The sequence below is a fragment of the Dorea ammoniilytica genome (assembly GCF_025567415.1).
GTDB classification, from domain to species: domain Bacteria; phylum Bacillota; class Clostridia; order Lachnospirales; family Lachnospiraceae; genus Claveliimonas; species Claveliimonas ammoniilytica.
The window spans coordinates 387,808-402,219 of record NZ_JAOQJV010000001.1 but is presented as its reverse complement, the minus strand read 5'-3'; the positions used below and the strand labels follow the sequence as shown (position 1 = coordinate 402,219).

Here is a 14,412-nt window from a genome sequence, read left to right as displayed (position 1 = left end):
TATATATGTATGCCGGTTAAGAAGATTATTGTATGTCTAAAGGAAACAGGATAAGAAACCTAAATGAAGAGAATTTTAAATGAGGAGAAATTGATTATGAAAAAAACGAAAATTATCTGTACTATGGGACCTGGATCAAACGATAAAGAAGTAATGCGCGCCCTGATCAAATCAGGAATGGATATTGCCAGATTTAACTTTTCGCATGGTTCCCATGAAGAACATAAAGGGAGAATGGATCAGTTGAAAGAACTCCGCGAACAGGAGAAGAAACCAATTGCGATTCTGCTGGATACCAAAGGACCGGAGATCAGAACCGGACAGCTGAAAGATGGTAAAAAGGTTATGCTGAAAGAAGGCAATGCATTTACACTCAGCATTGAGGAAAAAATCGGTGATGAGACAGGTGTGTCTATCACATACGCCGGACTGATTGATGATGTAGTTGTAGGAAGCATTATTTTGATTGACGATGGACTGATCGAGCTGAAGGTTATCGGTAAAACAGATAAAGAAATCAAATGTATTGTAGATAATGGTGGTGAGCTTGGTGAGAAGAAGGGTGTGAATGTACCTGGAGTTGCCATTCGTCTTCCTGCTATTACAGAAAAGGATAAAGAGGATATCCGATTCGGTGTAGAGCAGGATATTGATTTTATCGCTGCTTCATTTGTAAGAAATGCAGAATGTATTCTTGAGATCAAGGCATGGCTGAAGGAATGTGGCGCACCGTATATTCCGGTTATCGCCAAGATAGAGAATGGAGAAGGTGTGGATAATATCGACGAGATCATCCGCTGTGCAGATGGTGTTATGGTAGCCAGAGGCGATCTTGGGGTTGAGATTCCGGCGGAGGAAGTCCCTTATTTGCAGAAGCAGATTATCCAGAAATGTAATGATAATTACAAACCGGTTATTATTGCTACACAGATGCTGGATTCCATGATCCGTAATCCAAGACCGACCAGAGCAGAAGTAACTGACGTTGCTAATGCAGTATATGACGGAACGGATGCAGTTATGCTGTCCGGAGAAACTGCTAACGGTAAATACCCGGTAGAAGCCTTGGATATGATGGTACACATTGTTGAAAATACAGAATTGCATCTGGATTATGAAGCAATCCTGAATGGAACCAGCGATCACCAGAAAAAAGACATTTCTTCCGCAATCGGTTATGCATCTGTAGCTGCATCTCTTAATTTGAATGCAAAGTGTATCGTAACACCAACCGTATCAGGAGCAACAGCAAGAGTGATGTCTAAATTTAAACCAAAAGCCGACATTCTTGGTGTAACACCAGATTCCAGAACTATGCGCAGAATGCAGTTATACTGGGGTGTTCGCTCTTATAAGTCACTGGCATTTGCTACAACAGAAGACATCCTGAATGGTGCTGTAGATCTGATTTCAGCCAAGCAGGAAGCAGAGACAGGAGATATTGTTATTGTAACAGCAGGTATCCCATCACCTAACTTTAAGCAGACCAAAGCAGGCGTCAGCAACATGATGCGTATTGCAGTTATTGATTAAATAAAAGTTTTACAGAAGGGAAGACACAGATGAAAAAGACACCGTTTGTCACAAAGAAACAGTTGGAAGAGATTGTGAAGGAGTATCCGACACCATTTCATTTATACGATGAGGCTGGCATTCGTAAGAATGCTCAGGCTCTGAAAGATGCATTTGCATGGAACAAAGGATTTCGTGAGTATTTCGCAGTAAAGGCGACACCGAATCCATTTGTTATGAATATTCTGAGAGAGTATGGCTGCGGCTATGACTGCTCATCTCTGACAGAGCTTATGCTGTCAGAGGCTACCGGAGTTCAACCAAGAGATATTATGTTCTCATCTAATGACACCCCGGCAGAAGAATTTGCATATGCGGATAAGCTCGGTGCCATCATTAATCTGGATGATATTACTCATATTGACTGTCTGGAGGAGACTCTTGGCCATATTCCGGAGATTATCAGCTGTCGATACAATCCGGGTGGACTGTTTAAGATTTCCAATGATATTATGGATAATCCGGGTGATGCCAAATACGGTATGACCACAGAGCAGATCTTTGATGCTTTCCGTATTCTGAAGAGTAAAGGCGCTAAGGAATTTGGTATTCATGCATTCCTTGCAAGTAATACAGTAACAAATGAGTATTATCCGATGCTTGCAAAGGTGCTTTTTGAGTTGGCTGTTAAGCTGCAGAAAGAGACCGGAGCACATGTCAAATTTATCAATCTGTCAGGTGGTATCGGTATTCCTTACAAACCGGATCAGGAGCCGAATGATATTGCTGTAATCGGTGAAGGTGTGCGTAAGGTATACGAAGAAGTACTTGTTCCGGCAGGAATGGGGGATGTGGCAATCTACACAGAGCTTGGAAGATTTATGCTTGGACCATACGGCGGACTTATTACAAAAGCAATTCACGAGAAGCATACTCACAAAGAATACATTGGCGTGGATGCATGCGCAGCAAACCTGATGCGTCCGGCAATCTATGGCGCATATCATCATATCACTGTAATGGGCAAGGAAAATGAACCGTGTGACCATATGTATGATGTGACAGGAAGCTTGTGCGAGAACTGTGATAAGTTTGCAGTAGACCGTATGCTCCCGAAGATCGATATGGGAGATTTGCTGTTTATCCACGATGCAGGTGCACATGGATATTCCATGGGATACAATTACAACGGACGTCTGCGTTCAGCGGAGGTACTGTTAAAAGAAGATGGTTCTACACAGCTGATCCGCCGTGCAGAGACACCGGCAGATTACTTTGCAACATTTGACTGCTTTGATATTGCAGATCGTCTTCCTAAAAAATAAATTTATTAATAATTAATTCCAGATTTCTATTGTATTTTTATGGAATCTGTGCTATTATTAATTTCGGCTCATGAATAGCCGAATGCGGATGTGGCGGAATGGCAGACGCACAAGACTCAAAATCTTGCGTAGGTGACTACGTGCGGGTTCAAGTCCCGCCATCCGCATTATAGAATGGAGTTATCGCTTCAACGATTAAAAAATCGTGAAGCGGTAGCTCTCTTTTTTTACTGTCTACATTTACATCTATCGGATTGATGAAAATAGAACAGTATTTAAAAATCTGCCGTCAGTCAGACTGCTTGAAAGTCTGGAGTTCAAACTGACAGGTACGGAACAGATTTCTTTTTATAAGGACAGCGAAGGTAAGGATATTTATTTTGAAGGCGGAGTTTTTGAAAGAATATTGTAATGGATATTCAATAAATAGAGCATGAGGAGAAGTTGATAGATGTTAATCTTACCATAGAAGAGGCTCAGAGACGGGGAGTTGTGGTACTGATCGGCAAGATATAAAGGGGGACAACATGGAACATGTGATTGCGGAAACGGTTAATTATATAAAGAATATTTTTTTAAACGATTTCAGTGGACATGATTATTTTCATTCATTGCGAGTGTATCGTGTGGCAGGAACGATTGCAGAGCAGGAAAATGCGGATATGGAGATTGTTTCGTTAGCGGCGCTTTTGCACGATGTGGATGAAAGGAAGCTGTCACCGGAAACATATGAAAAGAAGGAGCATGCGGTCAGTTTTTTGAAAGAACAGTGTGTGTCAGACGATAACATCGAACGAATCTGTAAGATTATTGATGAGGTATCATTTGCAGGGAATGATTCGGTAATTCCGTCTACTGTAGAAGGAAAATGCGTACAGGATGCGGACAGACTGGATGCCCTTGGGGCGATTGGTATAGCGAGGGCATTTGCATATGGAGGTAATCATAACAGAGCAATTTATGATCCGGCGATCGTTCCGAAATTTGGAATGAGTAAAGATGAATATCAGGATCATGTTACCACCTCGATCAATCATTTTTATGAAAAGTTATTTCTGCTGAAGGATATGATGAGTACGGATACTGGAAGGAAAATTGCCGAAAAACGGGAGCGATTCATGAGAGAGTATGTGGATGAGTTTATGGCAGAGTGGGATGGAAAGGATTATTAGGATATGCAGATAGTGGAAAAACATATCAATATAAATTTTATTCATTAGTAGCAATCATTGCAGTGGAAAGAAAAAATATATGTGTTATACTTTATACAAGATCATATTTTAAATCATTAGTGAATCATAAAAGGAGATCATGCATATGAGCAACGGGAATCATGTGAAAAAATCAGAAAATGCAAGGAGTGTGTTTGCGGAATCGTTTCATCCATTTGTCCAAAAATATTCAAATGATATTGTAAAATGTGCAGAGCGTATTATCAAGGAAATATGTTATAAACCTTATTCATTTGAAATAACGGCAGATACGCTTAATGTAGTATTGGATGGCGGATATTATGATGCCAGGTACCAAGAGACGATGGATTACATATTCTATAAAGAGAGCTATGCAGAATCTTACCATGATGGCGGCGGTTCCGGTTCAACAAGATGGTGTGTTTATGCCTCGCTAAATGTTGCAAATAAAGCAGAGCTTACGGACGAAATAGAACGAAAAAAATGTCCTGCGTTACCTAATTCTGTTCAGTTGCCTTGCTGTAGAGGATATTGGGAAGAAAATGGACATGTGTATCTGGTTGAACCGTGGGGCTTAACCGGTGTTTTTGAATACTATTGCCAGGTTGAGGAAAGATGGGACTATGCATCTGAAAAAGAAGAATGGGAGATCGGTGTGCCATATGACAGAAAAATGAGATATTATTGGGGATTCTGAGAATACTCCGAGAATTTTGGCAAAACGATCTTTCAAGAAATAGTTGATTTAGAGTTAACTGTTTTTGAAAGGTCGTTTTTGCTATCATATGAATTGAATGAAAATAAGGCTTGCCAGTAACAGGGTAAGCCTTTTATAATAATAAAAGTACCTTGGAGTAATAGCAGGGCATTTTTAAAGTTTGATTTATAAAATTGAGATTTGAATAATCTACGAGGTAATTAGAATGGCTGAAAAGATCGTATTGATTGATGGACACAGTATATTGAATCGTGCATTCTACGGAGTTCCGGATCTGACTAACGCAGATGGACTTCACACGAATGCAGTATATGGGTTCCTGAACATTATGTTTAAGATTCTGGATCAGGAGAAGCCAGAGTATCTGACGGTGGCCTTTGATGTACATGCACCGACATTTCGTCATGAGATGTTTGAGGAATATAAAGGCACGCGAAAGCCGATGGCAGAAGAACTCCGGCAGCAGGTTCCTGTAATCAAGGAAGTCCTGCAGGCAATGGGAGTTAAAATTATAGAAAAAGCCGGTCTGGAAGCAGATGATATTCTCGGAACTATTTCCAGAATGTCTGAGAGACGGGGGCTGGAAGTGTCTGTGATCAGTGGTGACAGAGACCTTTTACAGCTTGCAACGGAGCATGTAAAGATTCGTATTCCAAAGACGAAAAAAGGACAGACAGAGATTGAAGATTATTATGCGGAAGATGTCTTGAATGTATATCAGGTAACTCCAACGGAGTTTATTGATCTGAAAGCGTTAATGGGAGATACCTCAGATAATATACCGGGATTGCCGGGGGTAGGCGAGAAGACTGCAACGAAGATCATTACCGAGTATCATTCTATCGAAAATGCACATGAGCATGCTTCCGAATTGAAGCCGCCGCGTGCATCGAAGGCAATAATTGAACATTGGGATCTGGCAGTTTTGAGCAAGACACTCGCTACGATCAAATTGGATGCAGAGATTGATTATGAGTTTGCGGATGCGAAACTCGGTAATTTGTATACAGACGAAGCATATGTGTATTTTCAGAAGCTGCAGTTTAAAAATCTGCTGGGAAGATTTGAGACATCGGAACTGTCGAATAAGATTGAGGACGCATTTGAGACGATTACAAATAAAGAGAAAGCTGAACAGATTTTCACAGATGCGGCAAAAGCTGAGCGTGTTGGCATTGCACTTTGTAAGAATACAGAGGATGTGCTTCCATTATTTGCTGACCTGGCAGAGTTCGCAGGAATTGCACTATGCTGTTCAGACGAGCATGTGTATTATATAAAGACTGGAAATGATATATCTTCGGCATGGCTGAAGGAGCAGACCGTGCAGCTTGTGGAGAAGAATGAATGTTGCATATTCTTTGACGTAAAGAATGCAATGGGAGAACTTGGCAGTCTTCCGGTTTCACATTCTTTTGACGGAACAATCGCAGCATATTTGCTGAACCCATTGAAAAGTGATTATACCGGCGAGGATGTTGCCAGAGAACGGCTGAATCTGCTGATTGAAGATAAGCTTCCTGATGACAGCAAAGCCTGTTACGAAGCATATACCGGATGGAAGGCTGCACCAATTTTGCAGGAACAGCTGAAAGAGAACAATATGTGGAAGCTGTTTGTGGACGTAGAGATGCCGCTTGTAGAGACATTGTATGATATGGAACAGTGTGGTGTCCGCGTAGAGGCTGATGAGCTGAAAGCTTATGGTGAGAAGCTTGGCGTGCGGATCCATGAACTGGAACAGGAAATATATGAAGAGGCCGGCGAGATTTTTAATATTAATTCACCGAAGCAATTAGGCGTGATCCTGTTTGAAAAAATGGGATTACAGGGCGGAAGGAAGACAAAGACCGGATATTCGACAGCGGCAGATGTATTGGAGAAGCTGGCACCGGAGTATCCGATTGTAGCGAAGATTCTGGAATACCGTCAGATGGCAAAACTCAAGTCGACTTATGCGGATGGATTGGCTGGTTTTATTCAGGCAGATGGACGGATACATGGGAAGTTCCATCAGACTATTACAGCTACGGGACGTCTCAGCAGCGCAGAACCTAATCTGCAGAATATTCCGGTTCGTATGGAACTTGGAAGGCTGATTCGTAAAGTGTTCATTCCGGAAGATGGTTTTGTGTTTGTGGATGCAGATTATTCGCAGATTGAGCTTCGTATTCTTGCGCATTGTTCCGGAGATGATATGTTGATCAATGCTTATCGTCAGGCTCAGGATATTCACAGAATTACGGCTTCTCAGGTTTTCCATGTACCGTTTGACGAGGTGACGGATCTTCAGAGAAGAAATGCCAAGGCGGTTAATTTTGGAATCGTGTATGGCATCAGTTCTTTTGGGCTGAGCCAGGATTTAAGTATCAGCAGAAAAGAAGCGGCAGAATACATTGATCAGTATTTTCTGACCTATCCGGGAATCAAGACATTTCTGGATAATACGGTTGCGTCTGCCAGGGAACATGGATACGTGGAGACGTTGTTTGGAAGAAGACGCCCGATGCCGGAGCTGAAGTCGTCCAATTATATGCAGAGATCATTTGGAGAGCGTGTGGCGATGAATGCGCCGATTCAGGGAACAGCAGCTGACATTATTAAAGTGGCGATGATTGGCGTTAGCAGAAGGCTGAAAGAAAAACAGATGAAATCCAGACTTGTTCTTCAGGTACATGATGAACTCCTGATTGAGACTTATATTCCGGAACTGGAACAGGTAGAGGAGATTTTAAAGGAAGAAATGGAACGTGCGGCAGACCTTAAGGTACCGCTTCTGGTTGATATGCATACCGGCAATAACTGGTATGAAGCAAAATAGGAGAATATACATGAAGATCATAGGGATTACAGGTGGAGTTGGCTCTGGAAAGAGCGAAGTGCTCCGCTATCTGGAAGAGAAATATGGCGCAGTTGTGTGTGAGGCAGATCTTGTTGCAAAGAATCTGCAAAAAAAGGGTACAATCTGTTATAATAAAATCGTTGAGCATTTTGGAGAGGACATCTTAGATGAGAATGGCAGAATTGATCGTCCGCATCTGGCACGGATTGTGTTTAAGGATGACGAAGAGCTCCATGTGCTGAATGCGATTGTTCATCCGGCTGTGAAGGAAAATATCCGCCGGAAAATCCGTCAGGAGATAAAGCAGGGAACAGAGCTTTTTGTACTGGAGGCGGCACTTCTCCTGGAAGAACACTATGACGAGATCTGTGATGAAGTGTGGTATATCTATGCCAATGAAGAAGTACGTAAGAAACGACTTAAATTATCCAGAGGATATAGTGAAGAGAAGATCGAGGATATGTTCCGTGCACAGAAAAGCAGGGATGAATTTCTGGAGCACAGCGACCGTGCAGTAGATAACAGCCGGAGCTTTGATGACACCAGAGAACAGCTGGATGATATGCTGAAGGATTTTGGCATAAAGAAAAGTCAGGTATAATAATAGAGAGAATGTGCTAAATAGCATAAAAGCAATAGACTGGAGAACAATAGATGAGATTATGCAGTATAGCTAGCGGAAGCAGTGGGAACTGTATCTATACAGGTACAGACCACACGCATCTGCTGATTGATACAGGCATCAGTAAAAAGAGAATAGAAGAAGGACTTCATGACCTGGAGATCAAAGGAGAGGAGATTGATGGGATCCTTATTACCCATGAACATTCTGACCATATTCAGGGACTAGGGGTATTCAGCCGGAAATATGAAGTGCCGATTTATGGCACGCCAGGCACACTGAATGCAGTGAAAAAAAGCAAAAGTCTTGGCAAAATCTTGCCGGAACTTTTTCGTGAAATCCATACAGATGAGCCATTCACACTGGGGGATGTGCAGGTAGAGCCATTTGCCATTTCTCATGATGCAGCGGAACCATGTGGTTATCGGATGCGTGCGGATGGCAAGAGCGTCGCGGTGGCTACTGATCTTGGAATTTACGATGATTATATCATTGAACATCTGAAGGATGTGAATGCGATCCTGCTGGAAGCAAACCACGATATTCATATGCTGGAAGTTGGACCTTATCCTTATCCATTGAAACAGCGTGTAATGGGAAATAAGGGACATCTGTCAAATGAATTGTCAGGACGGCTTCTTTGTGATATACTACATGACAACCTGAAAAGTGTCATGCTTGGGCATCTCAGTAAGGAGAATAATTATGCAGAACTTGCGTATGAGACGGTTAAATTAGAGGTTACACTTGGGGATAATCCGTATAAGGGAGATGAAATACCTCTGGCTGTTGCCAAAAGGGATCATCGTTCGGATATTATTACTGTATAATCAATACATATGTTTAACAGGAGGAAGAATATGAAAAAGTGTGTGATTACTGTAGTTGGAAAAGATACTGTAGGAATTATTGCAAAGGTATGTACCTATCTTGCGGAGACCGGAATTAATATTCTGGATATTTCGCAGACTATCATTGATGACTTCTTTAATATGATAATGATCGTGGATGTTGACGGGGCTTCTAAGGAATTTCAGGAATATACAGCTGAACTGGAAGCACTTGGCGGAGAAATCGGTGTAAGCATTCACTGCCAGAGAGAAGAAATTTTTGAAAAAATGCACAGACTGTAAGTTGGATGCTATGGCGGAGGCAAAGAAAATCATGATTAGCGTATATGAAGTAAATGAAACGAATAAAATGATCGAGCAGGAGAATCTTGACGTAAGAACGATTACCCTCGGTATCAGTCTGATGGACTGCATCGATTCGGATCTTGATAGATTGAATGATAATATCTATAAAAAGATTACAACGCTTGCCAGTAATCTGGTGAGTACAGGTCAGGATATTGAACGTGAATTTGGTATTCCGATTGTAAATAAGCGTATCTCTATTACTCCGATCGCTCTGGTGGGCTCAGCAGCCTGCAAGACTCCGGATGATTATGTTGAGATTGCCAAGACACTGGATAAGGCCGCGAAAGAAGTTGGTGTCAATTTTATCGGCGGATATTCTGCGCTGGTATCAAAGGCTATGACTACAAGCGAAGAGAATCTGATTCGGTCTGTGCCGAAAGCACTGGCCTGTACGGAACGTGTGTGCAGTTCTATCAATGTGGGATCTACTCGTACCGGAATTAATATGGATGCTGTTCGCCTGTGCGGCGAGATCGTAAAAGAGACAGCAGAAGCAACCAAAGATAATGATTCTCTGGGATGTGCAAAGCTGGTGGTATTTTGTAATGCACCGGATGACAATCCGTTTATGGCGGGTGCGTTCCTTGGCGTTACAGAAGGAGATGCTGTGATCAATGTAGGTGTCAGCGGACCTGGCGTTGTAAAGAAAGCAATTGAACAGGTGCGAGGTAAGGGCTTTGAGGAGCTGTGTGAGATGATTAAGAAGACAGCATTTAAGATTACCCGCGTAGGACAACTGGTAGCGGGTGAGGCATCCAAACGTATGGGTATTCCGTTTGGAATTATCGATCTGTCTCTTGCACCGACTCCGGCAGTGGGTGACAGTGTGGCTGAGATCCTGGAAGAGATCGGTCTGGAACGTGTAGGTGCACCGGGTACTACAGCAGCACTTGCTATGTTGAATGATCAGGTGAAGAAAGGTGGCGTTATGGCTTCCTCTTATGTAGGAGGCTTAAGCGGCGCATTTATTCCGGTCAGTGAAGATCAGGGTATGATTGATGCAGTGAAGCTTGGTGCGCTGAATCTTGAAAAGCTGGAGGCCATGACCTGTGTATGTTCCGTAGGTCTTGATATGATTGCAATTCCTGGAAAGACCAGTGCGGCAACTATTTCCGGTATTATTGCAGATGAGATGGCACTTGGTATGGTGAATAATAAGACGACAGCGGTCCGTCTGATTCCGGTTATTGGTAAGGATGTAGGAGAGACGGCAGAATTTGGCGGTTTGCTGGGTTATGCCCCGATCATGCCGGTGAATGAGTTTGACTGCAGCGCATTTATAAACAGACAGGGACGAATCCCTGCACCGATACATAGTTTTAAGAATTAGAGAGGAAGTTTAAACATGAGCGGAGTAGCAATTGTTACAGATAGCAACAGTGGAATTACACAGGAGGAAGCAAAAAGACTTGGAATCTTTGTTCTTCCGATGCCTTTTTATATTGATGGAGAACTGTTCTACGAAGATATATCTCTGACTCAGGAAAAATTCTATGAACGTCTGACTCAGGATGCAGACATTTCTACTTCGCAGCCTTCGCCGGGAGATGTGCTGGATATATGGGAGAAAGCACTGGAAGAATATGATGAGGTAGTGCATATTCCGATGTCAAGCGGATTGTCAAGTTCCTGTGCCACTGCGCAGATGCTTGCGCAGGACATGGATGGAAAAGTATATGTGGTAGATAATCAACGTATTTCGGTTACCATGAGACAATCGGTTCTGGATGCCATTGCTTTGGCAGAAAAAGGAATGAACGCGAAGGAGATCCATGATATTCTAATGCGTGAGAAGCTGGAGGCCAGCATCTATATTACGGTAGATACATTGAAATATCTTAAAAAAGGTGGTCGCGTAACACCCGCAGCAGCAGCTATCGGTTCAGTCCTGAATCTGAAACCGGTTCTTACGATTCAGGGAGAAAAGCTGGATTCTTTTTCTAAGTCAAGAGGATGGAAGAGCGCGAAGAAGACGATGTTGGATGCAATGGAAAAGGATCTGACAGAGCGGTTTGCAGGACAGGAGATGTATCTGCAGGTTGCGTATACCTGTTCGGCAGAAGAAGCTGAAGAATGGAAAGCAGAAGTGGAAAATAGATTTCCGGAATATGAAGTGCATATGGATCCGTTGTCATTAAGTGTAGCCTGCCACATTGGACATGGTGCCAGAGCAATTGCATGTAGCAGGAAAGTACCGGAACTCAGCTGATTTTACAGATATTTTGTTCGTTACCATGATAAAAACGCCCGTCTATTAGCGGGCGTTTTCATATATCTGTTTGTTACGCCAGTTCTTCCCATCTGGCGTAAAGTTCTTCTAATTCTTCTGCGATTTTAGATTTTTCCAGTGCCAGTTCCTGGCATTTTACAGAATTGGTATAGATCTCTTCCTGAACCATTAGTTCGTCAATTTCGCCGTCACGTTCTTCCAGTTCAGTAATGCGTTCTTCTGTCTTTTTTAATTCATTCTGACGTTTGCGTTCCTTAGCCTGTGCTTCTTTCTGTTCCTGCCAGCTGAGCTTAGCCTGAGATTCTGGTTCCGGTGCACATACATCAGATGGAGCGGAAGAGACGCCGGCATAAGCCTGGGTCAGTTCATCTTTCTTTTCAAGATAGTAATCATAGTTACCAATATAATTGACAAATGTCTGTTCGGTCAGCTCCAGAATTCTTGTAGCTGTACGGTTGATAAAATATCGGTCATGAGATACATAGAGTACCGTACCGGTATAATCATTCAGAGCTTTTTCAAGAATTTCCTTAGAAGTAATATCCAAGTGGTTGGTAGGTTCGTCCAGGATAAGGAAATTCGCTTCAGACAACATGAGCTTGGCAAGTGACACACGCCCACGTTCACCACCGCTTAAAGAACTGATCTGCTGAAACACTTCATCGCCGGTAAAGAGAAAAGCCGCCAGTGTCTTTCGGATCTGTGTATTGGTTAGCGTCGGATAATCGTCAGAAATCTCATCAAAGATTGTTTTGTCCATATGCAGGACGTGATGTTCCTGGTCATAATAACCGATTTTTACCTTGGAACCGAGGGTAAAAGTACCACTGTCTGCCGGAATAACCTGATTCAGTATCTTCAGCAGTGTAGTCTTTCCGGTTCCATTGTCACCGATGATCGCTACGTGCTCGCCGCGGTGGATCTCAAAACTGATATCCTGAAATAAAGTATGCGGCGGGAATGCTTTGGACAGATGTTCTACCGACAGCACGTCATTACCACTGACGACAGAAGGCTCCAGCTTTAAATGAATATCCGTATGAAGCTCCAGAGGCTTTTCTACAGGCTGAATACGTTCCAGCATCTTCTCACGGCTTTCTGCACGCTTAATAGACTTCTCCCGGTTGAAAGAGCGGAGTTTTTCAATAACAGCTTCCTGATGTTTGATCTCACGCTGTTGATTTAAGTATTCTTTTAATCTTGCTTCACGGAGCATTTCTTTTTTCTCGGCGTAAGCAGAGTAATTGCCTTGAAATACGGAAAGTTTACCCATTTCTACTTCAATAACCTTTGTAACAACTTTATTCAGAAAATATCGGTCATGGGATACAATCAATACCGCTCCAAAATAATTCAATAAGTAGGTCTCCAACCATGCAATGGAATTCAGATCCAGGTGGTTGGTAGGCTCGTCCAACAGAAGAATATCTGGTCTGGTAAGCAGAAGCTTACTGAGAGATACGCGAGTCTTCTGACCGCCGGACAACGTATCTACGGGCTTGTCAAACTCATCCTCAGCAAAGCCGAGACCTTTTAATACACCGACAATCTCGCTTTCATAGGAGTAACCATCTGCCAGTTCAAAGGCACTGGTCAGATTGTGATAAGTATTCAACCGGCTTTCCAGTTCATCGCCGGTCAGGTCTTTTAATTCTTTTTCAATCTCGCGGATCCGTGATTCCATAGCAATGACATCGGCCTTGGCTGAACGTACTTCTTCGTAGATTGTATTGCCGGATACCAGCTCCTGATGCTGGGACAGATAACCAAGTGTCTTACCTTTTGTAAGGGTGATCGTACCGCCATCAGCTGTAAGATCGCCGACGATCATTTTCAGAAGAGTAGACTTGCCGGCACCATTGATACCGACAAGGGCTGCTTTTTCATGGTCTTCTATATGAAAAGAGCCATTTTGTATAATAACGTGTTCCCCAAATGCTTTGGAAACATCATGACATGCTAAAATCATGATACACCTCCATAATTCTCTGTGTATCATTATACCGAAAAGAACAGAAAATACAACTAAAGTTAATGAAAGTTTGTACAAAAGTTTGACTTTGCGTTAACAATCCGATATAATTATTCCATAATATTATGGGTAGGTGAACAACAGTGGAGACAAGAAAGATTTCTCAGGCGGTAATTCGCAGACTTCCAAGATATTACCGATATCTGGGTGAATTATTAGAAGATGGTGTCGAACGTATATCATCTAATGATTTAAGTAAAAGAATGAAACTTACTGCATCACAGATTCGACAGGATTTGAACAACTTTGGCGGATTTGGTCAGCAGGGATATGGTTATAATGTAAAATATCTTCATACTGAAATTGGTAAAATCCTTGGATTGGAGAACAAGCATAATTTTATAATCGTTGGCGCAGGTAATTTGGGACAGGCTTTGGCAAATTATTCACATTTTGAAAATCAAGGATTTATCCTGAAAGGTATCTTTGATGTGAATCCTACACTGAGAGGTATGTCAATTCGTGATGTGCCGGTTCGTATGATGAGTGAGATGAAAGATTTCATTAAAGAGAATAATATCGAGATTGCAGTTCTTACAATTCCGAAGGAATGCGCAATTGATGTGGCGAAGGATCTGGTAGATGCCGGTATTCAGGCCATCTGGAATTTTGCGCATGTAGATCTGAATGTACCGGATAATGTAATTGTAGAAAGTGTACATTTATCAGAAAGCTTAATGAGATTATCTTATAATATCAGTCGATATAATGAGGATCATGCAGACAAATAACAGACAGA

Annotated in this window: 12 protein-coding genes and 1 tRNA gene; 12 read left to right on the top strand and 1 reads right to left on the bottom strand. The window is 42.3% G+C overall.

Translation table 11 applies throughout. The features are described from left to right. Positions 1 to 96: 96 nt before the first annotated feature. The 11 genes from pyk (at position 97) to OCV65_RS01900 (ending at position 11,620) form a co-directional block, all read left to right on the top strand. Positions 97 to 1,533 (top strand): pyruvate kinase, encoded by a 1,437-nt coding sequence (gene pyk / locus OCV65_RS01950; protein WP_262580746.1) that lies wholly within the window; start codon positions 97 to 99, stop codon positions 1,531 to 1,533. Between the two features lie 29 nt (positions 1,534 to 1,562). Beyond that, positions 1,563 to 2,837 carry a diaminopimelate decarboxylase gene (locus OCV65_RS01945; protein ID WP_262580745.1) on the top strand — a complete coding sequence of 425 codons (1,275 nt, stop codon included), beginning with the start codon at positions 1,563 to 1,565 and terminating at the stop codon, positions 2,835 to 2,837. Positions 2,838 to 2,921: 84 nt separating this feature from the next. Further along, positions 2,922 to 3,004, top strand: a tRNA-Leu gene (locus OCV65_RS01940). Positions 3,005 to 3,364: 360 nt separating this feature from the next. Then, positions 3,365 to 4,009: an HD domain-containing protein gene (locus tag OCV65_RS01935; protein WP_262580744.1), complete on the top strand. Its 645-nt coding sequence runs from the start codon at positions 3,365 to 3,367 to the stop codon at positions 4,007 to 4,009. Positions 4,010 to 4,172: 163 nt separating this feature from the next. After that, positions 4,173 to 4,727: a hypothetical protein gene (locus OCV65_RS01930; RefSeq protein WP_262580743.1), complete on the top strand. Its 555-nt coding sequence runs from the start codon at positions 4,173 to 4,175 to the stop codon at positions 4,725 to 4,727. A 226-nt stretch (positions 4,728 to 4,953) separates the two neighbouring features. Continuing rightward, the gene (gene polA / locus OCV65_RS01925; RefSeq protein WP_262580742.1) at positions 4,954 to 7,569 is read left to right on the top strand and encodes a DNA polymerase I; all 2,616 of its coding nucleotides are present in this window, start codon (positions 4,954 to 4,956) and stop codon (positions 7,567 to 7,569) included. A 10-nt stretch (positions 7,570 to 7,579) separates the two neighbouring features. Next, entirely contained in the window at positions 7,580 to 8,191 is a 612-nt protein-coding gene (gene coaE / locus OCV65_RS01920; protein WP_262580741.1) for a dephospho-CoA kinase, read from the top strand. Positions 8,192 to 8,244: 53 nt separating this feature from the next. Next, complete coding sequence (locus OCV65_RS01915) at positions 8,245 to 9,042, top strand: MBL fold metallo-hydrolase (RefSeq protein WP_118383922.1); 798 nt, start codon at positions 8,245 to 8,247, stop codon at positions 9,040 to 9,042. 30 nt (positions 9,043 to 9,072) lie between these two features. Next, positions 9,073 to 9,345: an ACT domain-containing protein gene (locus OCV65_RS01910; protein ID WP_118383921.1), complete on the top strand. Its 273-nt coding sequence runs from the start codon at positions 9,073 to 9,075 to the stop codon at positions 9,343 to 9,345. A gap of 31 nt (positions 9,346 to 9,376) precedes the next feature. Next, positions 9,377 to 10,741, top strand: coding sequence for a PFL family protein (locus OCV65_RS01905; RefSeq protein ID WP_262580783.1), 1,365 nt, complete (start codon positions 9,377 to 9,379; stop codon positions 10,739 to 10,741). A gap of 15 nt (positions 10,742 to 10,756) precedes the next feature. Next, the gene (locus OCV65_RS01900; RefSeq protein ID WP_118383919.1) at positions 10,757 to 11,620 is read left to right on the top strand and encodes a DegV family protein; all 864 of its coding nucleotides are present in this window, start codon (positions 10,757 to 10,759) and stop codon (positions 11,618 to 11,620) included. A gap of 73 nt (positions 11,621 to 11,693) precedes the next feature. Here the strand turns inward: OCV65_RS01900 and OCV65_RS01895 are convergent, their stop codons facing one another. Beyond that, complete coding sequence (locus OCV65_RS01895; protein WP_262580740.1) at positions 11,694 to 13,610, bottom strand: ABC-F family ATP-binding cassette domain-containing protein; 1,917 nt, start codon at positions 13,608 to 13,610, stop codon at positions 11,694 to 11,696. A gap of 146 nt (positions 13,611 to 13,756) precedes the next feature. Here OCV65_RS01895 and OCV65_RS01890 point away from each other — a divergent pair, with 146 nt between their 5' ends. Then, a complete protein-coding gene (locus OCV65_RS01890) occupies positions 13,757 to 14,404 on the top strand; it encodes a redox-sensing transcriptional repressor Rex (protein WP_118383917.1) in 648 nt (215 codons plus the stop codon). Positions 14,405 to 14,412: the final 8 nt, after the last annotated feature.